We start from the raw sequence: 18,262 nt of genomic DNA, 5'->3' as shown, positions 1-18,262 counted from the left end.
AGGTGTTGTTTGATTCAGATCCCGCCGTCGGCAATCGTGCAATGGGGCGGCGCGGCCGTTTTTGCGAACGTGCTGCTCACGCGACTGGGCGTGCCGTTGCCGTCCGCGCCGTTGCTGGTGTTCGCGGGATCGGCGGTGGCGAGCGGGCGGCTCGCGTTCTCGCATGTGCTGCTCGCGGCGGTGTGCGGCGCGTTGCTCGGCGATGGCGTGTGGTTTGCCGCAGGGCGCATCTATGGGCGCAAGCTGGTCGCGGCGCTCTCGCGCAGATCGTATGCGGTGGATTCGGGCATGCGCACGACCGGCGAACTGTTCGAACGGCATGGGCCGCCGATCGTGGCGCTGTCGAAGTTCGTTCCGGGACTTGGACTCGTCACGCCGCCGTTGATGGGCACCACGCAGATCGCGGTGCCGGCGTTCTTCTTGTGGGACACGGCGGGGATCGTCGCGTGGGCGGCGTTCTGGCTGCTCGGCGGCGCGCTCTTCGAGCATCAATTGCACCTCGCGCTGCTCGAATTGCAGGCGCACGGCACCACGGTGGTCGATCTGCTCGTGGCCGTGGCGTTGCTGTACTGCGTCTATCGGCTGTTGCGGAGGCGTCAGCCGCGACGGCACATGAAGGACAAGGGCGGCGGACCCTGACTCATGCTCGACGAATGACGTCGTTATAATCGGTCGCCCCCCGCGAAGTTTTGACGGCGGCGCAGTGTGACGCACGGAAGGCATCCGCATCCGGTGGTGCGGCTGGGCTTCAAACCCAGTTGGGGATGTCAGACATTCCCAGGTCGGTTCGACTCCGGCTGCCTTCCGCCATGTGGCTCGTGGCATCTTCTCGCTCACCCTTTAGTCCCACCGAAAGAGATAGTGTTTTCCCTGATGGGAGCGACCCCTTTGCGGACGTACTCTTTGTATACAGAATTTAGAGTACCGTAGTCACGGCGCCTCAAGCCATGACGATCACACGTCTCCACAGCGCCAGTCGACAGATCCAAAAATGGACGTCCCCAACTATCTCATTCTCCGGTCCGATGCAGGCCCTCCCGTCGAATGTCAAACCCTGAGCCATAGCGATGGCGCTTTCGGCGGCCTCCGCCGGCCGCCTCATGCCCTCGCACAGTGGACAGACTCCGACGCGTTTCCGGCTTCGGCACAATGCGTTTTGAATGCAAAATCCTCATTGAGGGAACTCGAGGGGCTCTCGCGCGTGCTCATGCGATCTGAAACGCGTACGGATTACGACGCCGCCTGGATACTGGCCCGCGCGAGAATCGGGCTGGTGTCGATCCTGGTACGCGACGCGCGCGACTTCACCACAGCGGCATTCATCGAGGATGCGAGTTTCGTGCTGAAGCAGGCGAGACGTTACTTTGCGTCGCAATCGCTCGTGCTGGTGCAGGCCCATTCCGAATCCGGCCTGGCACGCGCACGCGCGGTCATGGAAGAGGTCTTGCAGATGCGTGATGTCGCGCCGGACGTGCTCTATGAGAAGCATGCCGCCGAAAACGAAACGCTTGGCGTCGCGCTCCTGTCGATGAGCTGAGCGCCCTCGACGTGGCAATTTGCCGGAGCAAAATCCCTGTGGAAAGCTGATAGGATTCGGTATTCAATATCGATTCTGATTTGCCATGCCGGCCAAACTCGTCAAGATCCAGGCTCGTACCGATTACGTCGACGAGGTCTACAACATCCTTCTCGACGCCATCAGCGAAGGCTCCATCGCCCCTGGAACGCGCATCGTGCAGGAGGAGATTGCCGAACAGCTCTCGGTATCTCGTTCGCCCGTGCTTCAGGCGTTTCGTTTGCTCAAGAAAGACGGACTGGTCGAGGACGCACCCGGGCGCGGCTTGCAGGTCACGCCGCTCAACGTCGAACGGGTCGGGCATCTGTATGAATTCAGGGAAGCGCTCGACGGTCTCGCCGCCAAGCTCGCCGCCCGGCGTTCCGTGCGGCTCGACAAGTCGCTGATCGCCAATGGCCGCAAGGCAATGCGCGGCGACGACATCAAGGCCATGGTCGAGGCCGACATGGCATTTCATCTGGCCATCTATGCCGCTTCAGGCAATCCGTTGATCCTGGAAAATGCCCGGCTGCACTGGATGCATCTGAGGCGCGTGATGGGCGCGGTGCATCAGGTCGTCGGCCAGAGGAAGGTGGTCTGGGACGAGCACGCGGCCATCGCCGACGCAATCGCCGCAGGCGACGAAGAACTCGCCGCGCGCCTGAGCGTGCTGCACGTCGAGGCGGCGCGAGCGAATCTCGTGAAGCACATGAGCACGAACAGCGAAATCGCTCAGGCTACTTCCTGAGTCGCAATACCGGCCGCTTAGGTCCTGCGGCCGTCATCTCTTCTGAAAATCCCGCGTTTCTGCACCTGTCTGCATTGCCACCAACTTCACGTCCTCGCGACGTGCGCGTGACACTTCCCGCGCAACGCTAATGCGTCTCCGGCAACGCCCGGAAACACTCTTATCCGTGTTTACCCATAGAGACATCGCTCTCGTATGCGCATAATCTTTGGATACAGAGTTCAGAGCACGGAACACCGACGACGGAAACCGCTCTGACAAGAACAACCGATGTGGTCCCTAACAATCATTGGAGGCAGGACATGAGCGTCAAATCGGACAAGATGGACGACCAGAAGCGCACCGGAGGTTCGGCGCCGGTGGCGAAGAAGCTGATTCCATTCGGGGGCTATTACGCCAACAAGACGCCGGAGCATGATCCCGAGCTGACGGAAACCGGCCCGGGCACGCCGACTGGCGAATACATGCGCCGCTTCTGGCATCCGGTCTGCATGTCGATGGAACTGACCGACACGCCGCGCTTCCTCAAGATCCTCAACGAAGAGCTGGTCGCCTTCCGCGACAAGAGCGGCCGCGTCGGCGTGCTGCATGCGCACTGCGTTCACCGCGGCGCATCGCTCGAATACGGCGCGATCCAGGAGCGCGGCATCATGTGCTGCTATCACGGCATGGTGTTCGACGTGGACGGCGCCTGCCTCCACGTGCCGTTCCCGAAGGGCGAGGAAAAGGAAGCCGAGCGCTACGCGTGTTCGATCCGCCAGGGCGCCTACAAGGCGGTCGAGCGCAACGGCCTCGTGTTCGCCTACATGGGACCGCCCGAAGAGGAGCCGCCGTTTCCGGAATGGGAAGGCGACTACACGGTATCGCCCGGCGACGAGCTCGTGCCCTACAGCAACTTCCAGCACTGCAACTGGCTGCAGGTCCAGGACAACGCGGCGGACAACTACCATCCGACCGCACTGCACGCGGGCAAGAACGTCGTCGACGGCAACTATCAGGGAACGACTTTCGACGAAGTCGGCGCTGCATCCATGGAAGTCGCGCCCGACATGAACTTCGTGCCGGTGCAGGGCGGCCGCAGTCTGGCGTGCGCCGGTGCGCGTCGCGTCAACAAGGACCGGCTGTTCGTCCGCGTCCAGCATCAGGTGCTGCCGAACCTGAGCCTGCATGCCTACACGTCGGAAGACGGCTCGAAGAAGAAGTACTTCAGCCGCTTCCACATCATCCGCTGGACCGTGCCCGTCGATGACGAGAACAGCAAGATGATCGGCTGGCGCGTCATGGGCCCGGGCATCGATACACGCGGCATCGGCAACAAGGAGATGGTCGGTTACGAAACCATCGACTTCCTGGAAGGACAGGTGGCGATGCGCCGTCCCGAGCGCTTCGGCAAGTACAAGCTCGAAGACATGCCGCCGATTCCCCCGAACCATCGCGAACGCGACATCTACAAGCAGGCTCAGTACGCACCGGGCGACTACGAGGCGATCATCAGCCAGCGTCCGATCGCCGTTCATGCACTCGAGAATCCGACCAAGTTCGACGCGGGCCTGTATCAGTTCCGCAAGATGCTGCGCGATGCAGTGCGCGGCACAAACGCAGCGGCCTCGGCGCAGGGCTTCGCCGAATGGTTCCGCGCTTTGGGCGGTGCGCCCAACAGCTTCTGCTCGGGCAACGTGTTCGAAATCGAAGAGGGCGCGACGGTCGAAGAAGAAGTGGCGCGCCGTCGCAAGGTGCTGAAGACCGTCGTCCAGATCCTGACCGAGAGCGACAGCCTGAAAGGCGAAGCGCGCGGTGAATTCGTGCGCAACAAGTTCAAGGACCTCGAACAGTCGCTGAAGAGCTAATCGGCGCGCCGGGTGTCGGCCGTCTGTACGCGCGGCCGGACATCCGCCACGGAGCAAGGATCATGGACACGGTATTGGAACGATTGGAACAGGAAGAAGCGGTCGCGGATATCGAAGCCGGTACGCTCGATGTCCGCGTCAAGCAGATTCGTTACGAAGGCAAGGGCATCAACTCGTACGAACTCACGAACCCGAGCGGCCAGGCGCTGCCTCGCTTCGAGGCGGGCTCGCACATCGACGTTCATCTGAAGAGCGGCGTCATCCGACAGTACTCGCTGTGCAATTCACCTGCCGAGCGCAACCGGTATGTCATTGCCGTGCTCAAGGACGAGAGCGGGCGGGGCGGTTCGCGCGCGGTGCACGAAAGCATCGGCGCCGGCGACATCGTCACCATCAGCAAGCCGCGCAATCATTTCGCGCTGGCCGAGGGCGCACGCAAGGTCGTGCTGATTGCGGGCGGTATCGGCGTGACGCCCTTGAAGGCGATGGCGCATGAGCTGGAACAGCGCGGCGTCGATTTCGACATGCACTACTGCACGCGCAGCCAGGATGCAGCGGCATTCGGTCCTGAGTTCGCCAGCATGTTGCGCGCGGGCAAGCTGCACTATCACTTCGACGATGGCGCGGAAGCCGATCGCCTGGACTTGCGTGCGCTGCTCGCCGAGCCGCAGCCGGGCACGCACGTCTATTACTGCGGGCCGGGCGGATTCATGGCGGCCTGCGCCGACGCGGCGAGTCACTGGCCGAAGGGCACGGTGCACTTCGAGCACTTCAAGGCGCCGGAGCAGCCGAAGCGCGAGCCTTCGGGCACCGAGAACGCCGACGGTTGCGACGTCACCATCGCCAGCACGGGTCAGGTCATTCATGTGCGACCGGAGCAGAACTTCAGTGAAGCGCTGGGCGAGGCGGGTGTCGAAGTGCCCACGTCCTGCTGTGCCGGCCTGTGCGCAACCTGCAAGGTCCGCTATCTCGAAGGCGAAGTCGAGCACAACGACTTCATTCTGGACGAAGACGAACGCAGGGAATTTCTGACGGTATGCGTCTCCAGGCCCATCAGCAAGACATTGATCCTGGACCTGTAGACCACGCATCTCGCGTGGCCGACATCAACCCTTCCATCGCACCCATCTGGAAACCGCATGAAAGTCTTTTACGACAAGGATGCCGACCTTGCCCTTCTGAAGAGCCGCAGCGTCGCCATCATCGGCTACGGTTCGCAGGGCCATGCGCATGCCCTCAACCTGAAGGACAGCGGCATCAACGTCTGCGTCGGCGTGCGCCAGGGCCCTTCGTGGGAGAAGGCGCAACGCGCCGGCCTGGCCGTCAAGCGCATCGCCGATGCCGTCAAGGAAGCCGACATCGTCATGATGCTGCTGCCTGACGAGCAGATCGCCGAGGTCTATCGCACGGACGTCGAACCGCATGCCCGCGAGGGCGCGGCGCTCGGCTTCGCTCACGGCTTCAACATCCATTACGGGCAGGTCAGCCCGCGCGCGGATCTGGACGTCATCATGATCGCGCCGAAGGCACCCGGCCACACGGTCCGCAGCACCTACGCCGCAGGCGGCGGCGTGCCGCATCTGATCGCCGTGGCGCAGGACCGCTCGGGCTCGGCGCGCGACATCGCGCTCGCGTATGCGGCGGCGACGGGCGGTGGCCGCGCCGGCATCATCGAGACCAGCTTCCTGGAGGAAACCGAAACCGACCTGTTCGGCGAGCAGGCCGTGCTCTGCGGCGGTCTGGTGGACCTCATCAAGGCGGGCTTCGAAACGTTGGTGGAAGCCGGCTATTCGCCCGAGATGGCGTACTTCGAATGCCTGCACGAAGTGAAGCTCATCGTCGATCTCGTCTACGAAGGCGGCATCGGCAACATGAACTACGGCATTTCCAACAATGCCGAGTTTGGCGAATACGTCACTGGCCCGCGCATCGTGACCGCGCAGACGAAGGCCGCCATGAAGGACGTGCTGCACGACATCCAGACAGGTGAGTACGCGAAGCAATTCATCCTCGAAAGCAAGGCCGGGGCGCCGACCCTTCAGTCGCGCCGACGTATCACCGCCGCGCATCCGATCGAAATCGTCGGCGCCAGGCTGCGCGCAATGATGCCGTGGATCGCCCGGGACGCACTGGTCGACCGCTCCAGGAACTAGGCCGCCGCTCTCGTGAAGTTCCAGTGTCCCCCAATCAACAACAGGAGTATCTGATGTCCACCATCGATGAACCGAAGCAAGCCACGCAGGAATCGATTCTGAAGCCCGGCAAGATCTCGATCTACGAGCCGGATCAGGAAGGCGTGATTTTCCCGCGCATGCCCGAGTTCAAGGACCACGCCGAGCATCGCAAGTATCTGAAGGAACGCCTCGTCGCCGCATGCCGCGCCTTCGCGCTGCAAGGTTTCGACTACGGCTTCGCGGGCCACCTGACGGTGCGCGACCCGGAGCATCCGGGCCTGTACTGGACCAATCCGATGGCCGTCCACTTCTCGCAGGTGAAGGTGTCGAACCTCATCTGCGCGGACCACGAGGGCAAGGTGGTTGAAGGCGAATACGCGATCAATCGCGCCGGCTTCGTCCTGCATGCCGCGGTGCATGAGCAGCATCAGGACATCGTCGCGATGTGTCATGCGCACACCACCTACGGTACGGCATTCGCCTCGCTCGGCAAGCCGCTGGCGCCGATCTCGCAGGATGCGGCCGCCTTCTTCGAGGACCACGTCGTCATCGGCGATGAGGCAGGCAAGGTCGCGGTGGAGGTGAAGGGCGGCAACAAGGTCGCGAACGCGTTCAAGGGCGTGAAGGCCGCCATTCACCAGAACCACGGTCTGCTGACGGCGAGCCGTCACAGCATCGACTCGGCCGCGTTCTGGTTCATCGCGCTCGAGCGCTGCTGCCAGCAGCAACTGATGATCGAAGCCACCGGCATCACGCCGAAGGAAGTCACGCCCGAGCGCGCGCGCTACAGCCGTGAGCACGTGGGCAGCGACTACATCGGCTGGCTGCACTTCCAGACCATCTGGAGCGAGCTGGTCGAAACCCAGCCGGACATGTTCGACTGAGTACGCAGGGTAGTGCGGGATGCGCGCGCCAGGTCTGGCGCGCGCATCTCAAGCGCTGGCGGAGAACCGTCCGGTACAGGACACCGCTGGTCACTCGATGGCCCCACAGGAGACACAACTTGAGTTCCCAAAGCCCAGCCACCTTCGTGGAAGGCGCCGACACGTCCGTCTTTACCAAAGCCGCGTGGCGTCTCGTTCCCTTCCTCTTCGTCTGTTACCTCTTCGCTTATCTCGACCGCATCAACGTTGCATTCGCCAAGCTCCAGATGCTGAGCGACCTCGGCTTCAGCGAGGCCGTCTATGGCTTTGGCGCGAGTGTGTTTTTCGTCGGCTATCTGCTGTTCGAAGTGCCCAGCAACCTGTTGTTGCTCCGCGTGGGTCCGCGCCGCTGGATCGCCCGGATCATGGTCACGTGGGGGCTAATTTCAGCGGCGATGATGTTCGTCAAGACACCGACGATGTTCTATGTCATGCGCTTCTTCCTCGGTGTCGCGGAGGCGGGCTTCTTTCCGGCCATCGTGCTCTATCTGACCTACTGGTTCCCGGCTTCGCGGCGCTCGAAGGTGACGGCGTTGTTCATGACCGGCATTCCGATGTCCGGGGTGATCGGCGGGCCGTTGTCCGGCTGGATCATGACCGCGATGAACGGCTCGCATGGTTTTGCGGGATGGCAGTGGCTGTTCCTGGTCGAAGGCATCCCGACCGCCGTGCTGGGCGTGATGGCGTTCTTCTACCTCGACGACCGGGTGCGCGACGCGAAGTGGCTCACGGAATCGCAGAAGGACACGCTCGAGACCGCGCTCAAGGTCGAACAGCCGAAGAGCGGGCTGCATTCGATGAAAGACGGCCTGATGAACCCGAAGGTGCTGCTCGTCAGTGTCATCTACTTCTTCTACACCATGGGGCTGTACGGGGTCAGCTTCTGGCTGCCGACGCTCATCAAGTCCAGTGGCGTGGCCGACCCGCTGCATGTCGGCTTGCTGACGGCGATTCCGTATGCGGCCGGCGCGCTGGCGATGGTGTTCGTAAGCCACAACTCGGACCGGACCGGTGAGCGTCGCTGGCATCTGATCGTGCCGGGTCTGGTTGCGGCCTTTGGCCTGACGATGAGCGTCGTGTTCTCTCACTCGACCGTGCTCGCGATGATCGCGCTGACCATCGGCACGATGGGCGTCATGACCACCATCTCGCAGTTCTGGGTGATTCCGCCGTCGTTCCTGGGCGGGGCGGCGGCAGCAGCGGGGCTCGCGCTCGCGAATTCGGTCGGCAGTATTTCGGGTGTGGTGAGTCCGTCGCTGATCGGGTTGGTGAAGGAAGCGACGGGATCGGCAGGGGCGGGCGTGCTGGCGCTTTCGGTGAGTCTGGTGATCGGCGGGATATTGGTGCTGCTGGTGCCTGCTGCACTGGTGAATAGCCGCAGGCGGTAACTTCAGATTGCACACCTGAAAAGCCGGCACAGGCTGAACGCCGTGCCGGCTTTGCGCTTTCTTGTGCGTCGAAAGCCATTTGCTGAACGCTCAGATTTCCCCGGTGGCCCGCAGATGCGCGAGCCGCTTCTTCATGTGCATGACATCGCGCGTGTGGTTCTCACCGCGCCTCAATGCGACGCTGGTCGAAAGAATGTCGATGACGACCAGCGCCGCGAGCCTTGAGGTAGTCGGCGTATAGACGTCAGTGTTTTCGAGCGTCTCGGCGATCACCGCGACGTCGGCGTAACGCGTGATCGGGCTATCGGAACCGGTGATGACGACCACGCCCGCGCCGCGTTCGCGCGCGGTGCGGGCAATCTCGATCAACCCGCGCGTGGAACCCGTGTTCGAAATGGCAACGACCGCATCGCCCGCTTCGAGCATCGAGGCCGCGATGAACTGCTGATGCGAATCCTGATGCGCGACGCACGGCACGCCGAACAACGGAAACTTCTGCTGCGCGTCCTGCGCGACGATGCCCGACGCCCCGAAGCCGAAGAACTCGATACGCCGCGCCTTCGCGAGCAGATCGACCGCGCGTCCGACGGCCGCGAAATCGAGCTTCTTGCGGGCCCAGTCGAGGCTCGTGATCGTGTAGTCGAAGATCTTGGTGGCGACGGCCTCGGGCGTGTCGTCGTTGGAGAGCACCGAGTGCGCGGCGGGCGCGCCGAGCGCGAGGCTCTGCACCACTCGAATCTTGAAGTCGCGAAAGCCGTTGCAGCCGAGCGTCGTGCAGAAGCGCAGCACGGTCGGCTCGCTGACGTTGGCGAGCCGCGCGAGTTCGGCGAGGCTCAGATCGGGGAGGGTATCGAGATTCGAAAGGATGAACTCGGCGACCTGCCGGCTGCCGCGCTTCAGGCCCGGCCGTGCGCGGTCGATCAGTTCGAGAACGTTGATGTCGGACACTCGATGTTCCTTTGAAGGACGCCGGACGCGCGGGCTTCAACGGCGGCGCGTCCGGCGGGGTCACGCGAAAGGAACAGTTTATCGGAACGAGAAACGGCGCCAGAAGCCGCCGCCGCGCTGCGACAGCACCGCCGCGACGATGATCACGCCCATCACCACCTGCTGGTGATAGCCCGGCACGCTCGCCAGATTCATGATGTTGCCGATCACGCCGAGGATCAGCACGCCCATCAGCGTGTTGAGCGCGCCGCCCTTGCCGCCCGCGAGACTCGCGCCGCCGATCACCACCGCCGCGATCACGGTCAGTTCGTCGCCCACGCCGACGGTCGGCGCGCCGACACCCGCGCGCGAGGTCGAGATGATGCCGGCCATCGCGGCGAGCACGCCCGACGCCACATAGGTGCCGAGCACGTGGCGTGCGACCGGCACGCCGGAGAGACGCACGGCTTCCTCGTTGGAGCCGATCGCGCGCACCACGCGGCCCGCGCGCAGCCGGTTCAGCGCGATGCCGCCGCCGACGAACACCAGCAGCATCACGAGCGTCGGTCCCGGAATGCCGAGATACGAATGACGGCCGAAGTCGAGCAGCGCCTGGCCGGGATCGTCGACGAGAATCGGCGAGCCGTTCGACACGATCAGCGCGATGCCGCGCGCCACGGTCATCATCGCGAGGGTGACGACGAACGGCGTGAGCCGGAACCACGCCACCAGCGCGCCCGAGACGAAGCCGCACAGCGCGCCGGTCAGGAGCGTGGCGAGCAGCGCGAACCAGAGGCCGTGTTCGGGGATCAGCAGCGCGCACAGCACGCTGCCGAGCGCGGCGACGGAGCCCACCGAGAGATCGATGCCGCCCGTGAGCACGACCAGCAGCATGCCCACCGACATGATGCCGACGCCCGCGACCTGCCGCGAGATGTTCGCGAGGTTCGGCACGGAGAGAAAGTCGCTCGACACGAACGATGCCGCGATCACGAGCACGACGAGGATTGCGACCGTATTGAAGCGGCGCGCGGCGGTCCACCATGAGGCGGCCGCGGCGCGCTGCGTGCGCGCACTGGACGATTCCGGCGTGGCGGCGCTGTGATTCATGATGTCATCTCCGCATGGGTGTGAGTGAGCGAGGGCGCTTCGCCGGCCTCGCGTTGCAGCGACAGCGCGAGGATGCGTTCCTCGCTGTAGTCGTCGGGATTCAGTTGTCCGCGAATGCGGCCTTCGCCCATCACGAGGATGCGATCGCACAGGCCCATCAGTTCCTGATGATCCGACGAGATCACCAGCACGGCCTTGCCGCGTTCCGCCAGTTGATTGACCAGCGTGTAGATTTCGACCTTCGCGCCGACGTCGACGCCGCGCGTGGGTTCATCGAGAATGATGAGATCGCCGTCGGCGTGGAACCACTTCGCCAGCACGACCTTCTGCTGATTGCCGCCGGACAGCGTGGAGACATCCGCGTCCATCGAGCGGGCCTTGATGCGCAGCGCGTCCATCAGCTTCGCCACCGCCGCGCGTTCACGCCGGAAGGCCAGCCAGCCGAACGGCCCACTCACCGAATCGAGCGCGGCGAGCGTCGCGTTGATGCGGATCGGCATCCCGAGCACCGCGCCCTGGCCCTTGCGGTCCTCCGGCACGAAGCCGATGCCCGCGCGTACGGCGGCCATCGGCGAGCGCGCATGGAGCGGCTTGTTCTTCAGTTCGATATGACCTGCGTCGCGCGTGTCCGCGCCGAAGATGAGCCGCGCGACTTCCGTGCGCCCCGAGCCGATCAGCCCGCCCAGGCCCACCACTTCGCCGGCGCGCAATGAGAACGACACATCCTGCACGGCGCGGCCGCGCGTCAGCCCCTCGACCTTCAGCACTTCTGCGCCGGGCGTCGCATGGCGTTCGGGAAACAGCACGGACAGCGGACGGCCCACCATCTTGCGGATCAGTTCGTCGCGCGTGATGTCGCCGGGCGTAACGGTATCGACGCGCTTGCCGTCCTTCAGCACCGTGATGCGGTCCGCGATCGCGAAGACCTCTTCCAGCCGGTGCGAGATATAGACGATGCCCACGCCGCGCGCCTTCAGGTCGCGCACGATATCGAGCAGACGGTTGGCGTCCGAGGGCGCGAGCGCGGCGGTCGGTTCGTCGAGCACCAGCAGCTTGAGCGTACCGCTCAGCGCCTTGGCGATCTCGATGACCTGGCATTGCGCCGCCGACATCGTTTCGACGAGCGCGGCCGGATCGATCTCGAAGCCGAGGCTCTCGATCAACGCACGGGCCTTCATGCGCAGCGCGCGCCAGTCGAGCACGGCGGGCATCGCGCCGAGGAACACGTTCTCGGCCACCGAGAGATCGGGCGCGAGCGCGGTCTCCTGATGAATCACGGCGATGCCTTCGGCCAGCGACGCATGCGGATTGCGGAACGTGATCTCGCGGCCTTCGACGCGTATCGTGCCCGCATCCGCCTGATGGCCGCCGCCGATCACGCGCATCAGCGTGGACTTGCCCGCGCCGTTCTCGCCGACGAGCGCATGGACCTCGCCCGCGTGGACGTCGAAGTCGATGCCCTCGATGGCGTGCACGCCGCCGAAGCGCTTGGCGATGCCCGAGAGAGCGATAAACGGAAGCATGTTGGGTTCTCCACTCCAGCACGCTGCGCGCATGACGGCGCGCGCAGCGTGCGGTCGGTCCGGCTTTAGAAGATCGCCTTCGGGTTGTAGAACTTGTCGACGTTGTCCTTGCTGATGACCGCCGAAGGCGTATAGGAGATCTTCGGCACGCTCACGGCCTGTCCTTGCGCCGCCTTCACGCCGATATCCACCGCCGTGCGCGCGACCAGCGCCGGGTCGTTGAGCGCGGTGGCGCCGTACTTGCCCTGCTTGATGAGCGCGAGCGCTTCCTTCTGGCCGTCCGCCGCCGCCACCAGCGTGATGCCCTGGCGGTTCGCGCTTTCGATCGCGCGGCGCGCGCCGAGAACCATGCTGTCGTTTTCGCCGAGCACCATGTTGATGTCCTTGTTGGCGACCAGCAGATCTTCCATCGCCTTCAGGCCGCCTTCGTCGGACCAGTTGCCCCAGCCTTGCCCGACCACCTGCACGTTGACCTTGCCGGTCTTCGCGAGCTGCGCTTCCATGATCCCTTCGAGCACGCCGTCGCGACGTTCCTTGCCCACCGGGTTGCCCTTCTCGCCGGAGATCAACGCGATCTTGAGCGGCTTGTCGCCCATCGTGTTGACGACCCACTGGCCGACCAGCGAGCCGTTCTCACGGTTCGACGACTGCACCAGCGTCAGGTAGTTGGCCTTCGGATCGAGCGTGCTGTCGATCACGACCACTTTCACGCCGGCGGCGGTCGCGGCGTTCACCGCGTTGACGAGGCCTTTCGGATCGGCGGGATCGATGATGAGCACCTTGATGCCGCGCGTCACGAGATCTTCCACATCAGCAATCTGCTTCTGCATCTTGCCCTGCGCGTCGGCGACGATGACGTCCTGACCCAGTTCGGTGGCGCGTGCCTTCGCGGATTCCATCGCGGCGGCGAAGTAGGGCGCGTTGAGCACTTTCATCGAGATGCCGACCTTGATCTTGTCGGCGGCGAACGCGGACGACGACAGCGCAATGGCCGCGACCGCAAGTGCGATGGCGCCGGCTGCTTTCTTCATGACACGGGACATGTCTCCTCCTTTATGAGCGCGAGCGCGCGGGTGTGATGCGAGTGATCGACTGCTGCGTCGTCGAATGAAGCGGGTCAGGCCGGAAGCAGCTTTCCGGGATTCAGCAGGTTCAGCGGGTCGAGCGCGTGTTTCACCGCGCGCATCGCGGCGAGTTCGGCGGGCGTGCGCGACAGCGCGATCACGCCGAGCTTCTTCAAGCCGATGCCATGCTCCGCCGACACCGAGCCGCCGAACTCCGCCGTGACGCCATACACCACGGCCTGCACGCGCGGCGCGGTATCGGCGGGCCAGTCGGGTTCCTGCACGACGATATGCAGATTGCCGTCGCCAAGATGGCCGTAGATGAGGATCGTCGCGCGCGGCCATTGCTCGCGCAGCTTCGCTTCGGCACGGCGCGCCGCTTCGCCGACATCGGCGATCGAAAAGCTCACGTCGAAGGACACGCGGCCCGGAATCAGGCGCGGATATTCGCCGGGCGCGTCGCGGATCGCCCAGAACGCGGCGGCGTCCGCTTCGCTCGCGGCCAGCGCCGCGTCCGCGATCACGCCGTTTTCGAGCATCTCGCCGAGGAAGTCCTCGAAGGCTTCCGCCTGGCGCGCCGGGTCCGCGCCGCTGCTCTCCAGCAGCACGTAGTACGCATGCCGTTCTTCGAGCGGCGCGCGCAGTTCCGGAAGACGGCCGAGCACGAAGTCGTAATAGCCCGGCCACATCACCTCGAATGCGGAGACGCCCGCAGGCAGCCGCTCCTGCGCGGCGTGCAGCAGCGCGGTCACGGCGTCGTAGCTGCCGACGCCGCAGAATGCGGTCGAGACGGCGCGCGGCTTCGGACGCAGCCGCAGCACCGCGCGCGTGATGACCGCGAGCGTGCCTTCGCTGCCGATCAACAGATTGCGCAGGTCGTAGCCGGTGTTGTTCTTGATCATCTTGCGCAGGCCGCCGACCACGGTGCCGTCCGCCAGCACCGCTTCGAGGTCGAGCACCTGTTCGCGCATCATCCCGTACTTGATGACGCGGTTGCCGCCTGCATTGGTCGCGAGATTGCCGCCGATGGTCGCGCTGCCGCGCGCGCCGAGATCGAGCGGGAACATGAAGTTCGCCGCATCGGCTGCTTCCTGCACCGTTTGCAGCGGCGTGCCGGCCAGTACCGTCATCGCGGCGCCCACGGCATCGATCTCCTCGATGCCGGTCATGCGCTCCAGACTCAGCGCGACTTCACCGCCCAGCATGCATGCGCCGCCCGCGAGGCCCGTCAGGCCGCCTTGCGTGACTACCGCTTGCCGGTGCACATGACAGATGCGCAGCGCCGTGGCCACCTGAGCGGTCGTGCGCGGCCGGATCAACGCGATGGGATCGGCGCTCGGCGTGCGGCTCCAGTCGGCGTGCTTGCGGCCGGCGAAATCGGCGGGCAGCGTCACGATGCCGGCGCCGAGCGCCTCATGCAGCGCGGCCACTACCGCTGGCAAGTCTGAGTTGTGCATGGATGTCTCCCGGCGAGGCCAACAGGCTTTCCCTGGCGCCAGTGAATATCGTTAGTTATGTGAACGTTGACAGATCGTATCACTAGCGTTTGTGTGCTGTGAAGCAGCAATTTCTCGGGGGAAAACCCGGTCATAAAACGTCAAAACTTATCTTTTAACTTTACTAAAAGTAACGTTAGAATCGGCGGGACATTGATCCTGGAGAGCGCCTCATGAGCTGGCCTGAACCCCGAGCATTCGACGTCGATCTGGAAACCGGCCTCATGGACGGCACGGACACGCGTTACCGGAAGCATCTGCGCGATCTCGACGGCCTCTATGCCGATGCCGCCGCCTTCGCCGCGCTCGCGGCCCAGCGCGGCGACGACGTGGTGTACGACGTGACCGACCATCGCCCGAGCGCGGCGCCCGGCGATCTCATTACCGGCGTGACGCGCATGAGTCCGGGCAAGGTGGGCAACGAGTACTTCATGACGCGCGGACATATCCACGCGAACATCGACCGGCCGGAGCTGTACTTCGGCCTGAAGGGCACGGGGCTGATGCTGATGGAGTCGCCGGACGGCGACACGCGCATCATCGAGATACGCGCGAACACGGTGTGCTATGTGCCGCCGCGCTGGATCCATCGTTCGGTAAATTTCGGCGGCGAGGACTTCGTGATGCTGTTCTGCTATCCCGCCGATTCGGGCCAGGACTACGCGATCATCGAGAAGTCGAACGGCATGAAGCTGCGCGTCGTCGATGACGGCGCGGGCGGCTATCGCACCGAACCCAATCCGGCGTATGTGGCGCGCAGCGGCGCGGACATCGACCAGTTGATCGAGCGCGCAAGCGAAGGAGCCACGCGATGACCCAGGTTGCCACGACGACATACGAGGCGGCGCGCCGCCCGACCTTCTATTTCATCGGCGTGACGACGGCGCAGAGTTCGATCATGCGGGTGTTTCCCGCATGGGCGAAACATCTGGGTTTGGGCGATGTCGAGATCAGGGGCATCGACTTCAAGCCGCATTCGAGTCCGGAAGCGTATCGGGAAGCGGTGCGTTTCCTGCGCGACGATCCGCTCTCGCTCGGCGCGCTGGTCACGACGCACAAGATCGACCTGTATGCGGCCTGCCGCGACCTGTTCGACGAGATCGACGACTACGCGCGCATCATGGGCGAGACCAGTTGTCTCTCGAAGCGCGACGGCAAGTTCGTCTGCCACGCCAAGGATCCGATCACGTCGGGCTTCGCACTCGACGGCTTCCTGCCGGAGGGGCATTTCGCGACGACCGGCGCCGAAGTCTTCTCGATGGGCGCGGGCGGTTCGACCATCGCGCTCACCTGGCATCTGATGCAGCGCAGCCGCGGCGCGGACCGGCCTTCGAAGGTGATCGTGTCGAACCGTTCGGCGGGGCGGCTGGAGGAAATCGAACGCATCCATCGCGAACTGGATCTCGGCGTGCCGTGCGAATACGTCACCGCGCCGCGCCCCGAGGACAATGATGCGGTGCTCGCGCGGCTGTCGCCCGGCGCGCTCGTGATCAACGCAACGGGTCTGGGCAAGGACGCGCCCGGCTCGCCGCTGACCGATGCGGCGGTGTTTCCCGAACGCGCCATCGCGTGGGATCTGAACTATCGCGGCGATCTGGTGTATCTCGATCAGGCGCGCGCGCAGGAGCGCGAGCGGCGCTTGCAGATCGAAGACGGCTGGACTTACTTCATTTATGGCTGGACACGCGTGATCGCGGAAGTGTTTCATCGGGATATCGCGTCGAGCGGTCCGGCCTTCGATGAAATCTGCCGCATCGCCGCCGACGCAGGCAAGCCCGCGCCGCGCGCAGCCTCGTAAAAGCACTCGTCATCAAGGGAACGCTGAACATGTACATGGACAAATTCCGGCTCGACGGCAAGATCGCGGTCGTGACGGGCGCGGCACGCGGCATCGGCTTTGCGATTGCGGAAGCGCTCGGCGAAGCCGGCGCGCGCGTCGTGCTGACGGACTTCGACGCGAAAGCGCTGGACGAAGCCCTCGCGAAACTGGCGTCGTCAGGCGCGCAGGTGGAAGGCGAGCTGTTCGACGTCACCGATCCCGCCGCCGCGCAACGCGTCAACGATGCCGTGGTCGCGCGTCATGGACGCGTGGACGTGCTCGTCAACAACGCGGGCATCGCGATCTCGAATCATCCCGCTGAAACGATGAGCGACGAAGTGTGGGACCGCGTGATCGACGTGAACCTGAACGGCGTGTTCCGTGCCTGCCGCGCGTTCGGCAAGGGCATGCTGGAGCGCGGCGGCGGCAGCATCGTGAACGTCGGCTCGATGTCGGGCTTCATCGTCAACCGGCCGCAGGAACAGGCGAACTACAACGCGTCGAAGGCGGGCGTGCATCATCTGACGCGTTCGCTGGCCGCCGAATGGGGCGCGCGCGGCGTGCGCGTGAACGCGGTCGCGCCGACTTATATCGACACGGAAATGAACCAGTACGTGTACAAGAAAGAGAACGAGGAGATGTATCGCCATTGGGTGGGCGGCACGCCGATGAACCGTCTCGGACGCGTCGATGAAGTGGCCTCCGTGGCGCTGTTCCTCGCCAGCGATGCGGCGAGCCTGATGACGGGCGCCATCGTGCTCGCGGACGGCGGCTACGTGTGCTGGTGATGCACGCCGAATCCTTCGATACGCCGCTCGCCGCGCGTCTGGCCGATGCGCGTCATGCGCCGCGCGCGGGCGAGGTCGTGTTGTACTGGCTGGGCCAGGCGGGCTTCGTCATCGATACGCCGGAAGCGCGGCTGTTGATCGATCCGTATCTGTCGGACTCGCTCGCGCAGAAGTATCGCGGCACGCGCTTTCCGCATGAGCGCATGATGCCCGCGCCCATCGCGCCGCATGATTTCGATCGCCTCGATCTAGTGTTGTGCACGCACCGGCACACGGATCACATGGACCCGGGCACGCTGCAACCGCTGGCGGAACGCTTTACGTCGCTGCGCTTCGTGGTGCCGGAAGCATCGCTCGATGAAGCGCTCAGGCGCACCGGCGCGAGCCGCGAGCGGCTGATCCCGGTCGAAGCAGGGCAGCGCGTGCCGCTCTTCGATGGCTGCACGGTGTCGCCGATCGCGTCCGCGCATGAAACGCTCGACACGGACGAAGCAGGGCGCCATCCGTGGCTCGGCTATGTGATCGAACTGCATGGCGTGCGCCTCTATCATTCGGGCGATTGCGTGCCGTATCCGCAGTTGCACGAGCGCGTGCGGCAGGCCGCGCCCGATGTCGCGCTGCTGCCTGTGAATGGCCGCGACGCCACGCGCAGCGGCAACGGCGTGCCGGGCAATTTCACGCTCGACGAAGCCGTGGAACTCGCGCGCGCCGCGCACATTCCCGCGCTGATCGCGCATCATCACGGCTTGTTCGGCTTCAATACGCTCGCGCCCGAAGTGATCGACGCCCGTATCGACGATGAACGCGAACACGGCGCATTGTCGATACACCGCGCGCAGACCGGCTGCGCGTGGCACATCGGCGCATCGACGCCTCGGCGCGCACGAATGGGTGAATGAC

17 protein-coding genes and 1 tRNA gene are annotated in these 18,262 nt (G+C 64.6%); 13 read left to right on the top strand and 5 right to left on the bottom strand.

Annotation, left to right across the window (positions count from 1 at the left end; genetic code table 11):
• The first annotated feature begins 9 nt into the window (after window positions 1–9).
• The 9 genes from QCE64_RS33010 to QCE64_RS32970 all read left to right on the top strand — a co-directional run bounded on the left by QCE64_RS33010 (window position 10) and on the right by QCE64_RS32970 (window position 8,635).
• On the top strand, window positions 10–639 hold the full coding sequence (locus QCE64_RS33010) for a DedA family protein (RefSeq protein WP_309926985.1): 630 nt from the start codon (window positions 10–12) through the stop codon (window positions 637–639).
• A 75-nt stretch (window positions 640–714) separates the two neighbouring features.
• Window positions 715–810: transfer RNA gene (locus tag QCE64_RS33005), tRNA-Sec, on the top strand.
• 181 nt (window positions 811–991) lie between these two features.
• Window positions 992–1,537, top strand: a complete 546-nt coding sequence (locus QCE64_RS33000; protein ID WP_310008355.1) for a hypothetical protein — start codon at window positions 992–994, stop codon at window positions 1,535–1,537.
• 85 nt (window positions 1,538–1,622) lie between these two features.
• Window positions 1,623–2,303: a GntR family transcriptional regulator gene (locus QCE64_RS32995; protein ID WP_309820977.1), complete on the top strand. Its 681-nt coding sequence runs from the start codon at window positions 1,623–1,625 to the stop codon at window positions 2,301–2,303.
• Between the two features lie 302 nt (window positions 2,304–2,605).
• Window positions 2,606–4,150, top strand: a complete 1,545-nt coding sequence (locus QCE64_RS32990) for a Rieske 2Fe-2S domain-containing protein (protein ID WP_310008353.1) — start codon at window positions 2,606–2,608, stop codon at window positions 4,148–4,150.
• 62 nt (window positions 4,151–4,212) lie between these two features.
• Complete coding sequence (locus tag QCE64_RS32985; protein ID WP_310008351.1) at window positions 4,213–5,232, top strand: PDR/VanB family oxidoreductase; 1,020 nt, start codon at window positions 4,213–4,215, stop codon at window positions 5,230–5,232.
• Window positions 5,233–5,289: 57 nt separating this feature from the next.
• Entirely contained in the window at window positions 5,290–6,303 is a 1,014-nt protein-coding gene (ilvC, locus tag QCE64_RS32980; RefSeq protein WP_310008349.1) for a ketol-acid reductoisomerase, read from the top strand.
• Between the two features lie 53 nt (window positions 6,304–6,356).
• Window positions 6,357–7,208, top strand: coding sequence for a class II aldolase/adducin family protein (locus tag QCE64_RS32975; RefSeq protein ID WP_309926974.1), 852 nt, complete (start codon window positions 6,357–6,359; stop codon window positions 7,206–7,208).
• A gap of 119 nt (window positions 7,209–7,327) precedes the next feature.
• Window positions 7,328–8,635 (top strand): MFS transporter, encoded by a 1,308-nt coding sequence (locus tag QCE64_RS32970; RefSeq protein WP_309926971.1) that lies wholly within the window; start codon window positions 7,328–7,330, stop codon window positions 8,633–8,635.
• Between the two features lie 90 nt (window positions 8,636–8,725).
• Here QCE64_RS32970 and QCE64_RS32965 read toward each other — a convergent pair whose 3' ends face one another.
• The 5 genes from QCE64_RS32965 to QCE64_RS32945 form a co-directional block, all read right to left on the bottom strand.
• Window positions 8,726–9,583: an SIS domain-containing protein gene (locus tag QCE64_RS32965; RefSeq protein ID WP_309820946.1), complete on the bottom strand. Its 858-nt coding sequence runs from the start codon at window positions 9,581–9,583 to the stop codon at window positions 8,726–8,728.
• Window positions 9,584–9,661: 78 nt separating this feature from the next.
• Window positions 9,662–10,672 (bottom strand): ABC transporter permease, encoded by a 1,011-nt coding sequence (locus tag QCE64_RS32960; protein ID WP_309926969.1) that lies wholly within the window; start codon window positions 10,670–10,672, stop codon window positions 9,662–9,664.
• Window positions 10,669–12,195: a sugar ABC transporter ATP-binding protein gene (locus tag QCE64_RS32955; RefSeq protein WP_309926967.1), complete on the bottom strand. Its 1,527-nt coding sequence runs from the start codon at window positions 12,193–12,195 to the stop codon at window positions 10,669–10,671. Before QCE64_RS32955 ends, QCE64_RS32960 begins: the two co-directional genes overlap by 4 nt.
• A gap of 65 nt (window positions 12,196–12,260) precedes the next feature.
• On the bottom strand, window positions 12,261–13,238 hold the full coding sequence (locus tag QCE64_RS32950) for a substrate-binding domain-containing protein (protein WP_309820940.1): 978 nt from the start codon (window positions 13,236–13,238) through the stop codon (window positions 12,261–12,263).
• 74 nt (window positions 13,239–13,312) lie between these two features.
• Window positions 13,313–14,716 carry an FAD-binding oxidoreductase gene (locus tag QCE64_RS32945; RefSeq protein WP_310008347.1) on the bottom strand — a complete coding sequence of 468 codons (1,404 nt, stop codon included), beginning with the start codon at window positions 14,714–14,716 and terminating at the stop codon, window positions 13,313–13,315.
• Between the two features lie 212 nt (window positions 14,717–14,928).
• Between QCE64_RS32945 and QCE64_RS32940 the strand changes: the two genes are divergently transcribed.
• The 4 genes from QCE64_RS32940 to QCE64_RS32925 are packed head-to-tail and all read left to right on the top strand — an operon-like array spanning window position 14,929 to window position 18,261.
• Window positions 14,929–15,570 carry a glucose-6-phosphate isomerase gene (locus tag QCE64_RS32940; protein WP_309926962.1) on the top strand — a complete coding sequence of 214 codons (642 nt, stop codon included), beginning with the start codon at window positions 14,929–14,931 and terminating at the stop codon, window positions 15,568–15,570.
• On the top strand, window positions 15,567–16,553 hold the full coding sequence (locus QCE64_RS32935) for a shikimate dehydrogenase (protein ID WP_310008345.1): 987 nt from the start codon (window positions 15,567–15,569) through the stop codon (window positions 16,551–16,553). Before QCE64_RS32940 ends, QCE64_RS32935 begins: the two co-directional genes overlap by 4 nt.
• Before the next feature lie 29 nt (window positions 16,554–16,582).
• Window positions 16,583–17,362 carry an SDR family NAD(P)-dependent oxidoreductase gene (locus tag QCE64_RS32930; protein ID WP_309926959.1) on the top strand — a complete coding sequence of 260 codons (780 nt, stop codon included), beginning with the start codon at window positions 16,583–16,585 and terminating at the stop codon, window positions 17,360–17,362.
• Window positions 17,362–18,261 (top strand): MBL fold metallo-hydrolase, encoded by a 900-nt coding sequence (locus QCE64_RS32925; protein ID WP_310008641.1) that lies wholly within the window; start codon window positions 17,362–17,364, stop codon window positions 18,259–18,261. The genes QCE64_RS32930 and QCE64_RS32925 overlap by 1 nt, the downstream gene beginning before the upstream one ends.
• Window position 18,262: the final 1 nt, after the last annotated feature.

Source organism: Caballeronia sp. LZ043, assembly GCF_031451075.1.
Taxonomy (GTDB): domain Bacteria; phylum Pseudomonadota; class Gammaproteobacteria; order Burkholderiales; family Burkholderiaceae; genus Caballeronia.
Note: the sequence above shows the minus strand (reverse complement) of the source record. Positions and strands in the feature narration are given on the sequence as shown.

Excerpts from the sequence above, each read along its gene's own strand:
- QCE64_RS33000 (WP_310008355.1), top strand. The coding sequence starts at position 992 with ATGGACGTCCCCAACTATCTCATTCTCCGGTCCGATGCAGGCCCTCCC.
- QCE64_RS32995 (WP_309820977.1), top strand. The coding sequence starts at position 1,623 with ATGCCGGCCAAACTCGTCAAGATCCAGGCTCGTACCGATTACGTCGAC.
- QCE64_RS32990 (WP_310008353.1), top strand. The coding sequence starts at position 2,606 with ATGAGCGTCAAATCGGACAAGATGGACGACCAGAAGCGCACCGGAGGT.
- QCE64_RS32985 (WP_310008351.1), top strand. The coding sequence starts at position 4,213 with ATGGACACGGTATTGGAACGATTGGAACAGGAAGAAGCGGTCGCGGAT.
- ilvC (WP_310008349.1), top strand. The coding sequence starts at position 5,290 with ATGAAAGTCTTTTACGACAAGGATGCCGACCTTGCCCTTCTGAAGAGC.
- QCE64_RS32975 (WP_309926974.1), top strand. The coding sequence starts at position 6,357 with ATGTCCACCATCGATGAACCGAAGCAAGCCACGCAGGAATCGATTCTG.
- QCE64_RS32960 (WP_309926969.1), bottom strand. The coding sequence starts at position 10,672 with ATGAATCACAGCGCCGCCACGCCGGAATCGTCCAGTGCGCGCACGCAG.
- QCE64_RS32955 (WP_309926967.1), bottom strand. The coding sequence starts at position 12,195 with ATGCTTCCGTTTATCGCTCTCTCGGGCATCGCCAAGCGCTTCGGCGGC.
- QCE64_RS32950 (WP_309820940.1), bottom strand. The coding sequence starts at position 13,238 with ATGTCCCGTGTCATGAAGAAAGCAGCCGGCGCCATCGCACTTGCGGTC.
- QCE64_RS32945 (WP_310008347.1), bottom strand. The coding sequence starts at position 14,716 with ATGCACAACTCAGACTTGCCAGCGGTAGTGGCCGCGCTGCATGAGGCG.
- QCE64_RS32940 (WP_309926962.1), top strand. The coding sequence starts at position 14,929 with ATGAGCTGGCCTGAACCCCGAGCATTCGACGTCGATCTGGAAACCGGC.
- QCE64_RS32935 (WP_310008345.1), top strand. The coding sequence starts at position 15,567 with ATGACCCAGGTTGCCACGACGACATACGAGGCGGCGCGCCGCCCGACC.
- QCE64_RS32930 (WP_309926959.1), top strand. The coding sequence starts at position 16,583 with ATGTACATGGACAAATTCCGGCTCGACGGCAAGATCGCGGTCGTGACG.
- QCE64_RS32925 (WP_310008641.1), top strand. The coding sequence starts at position 17,362 with ATGCACGCCGAATCCTTCGATACGCCGCTCGCCGCGCGTCTGGCCGAT.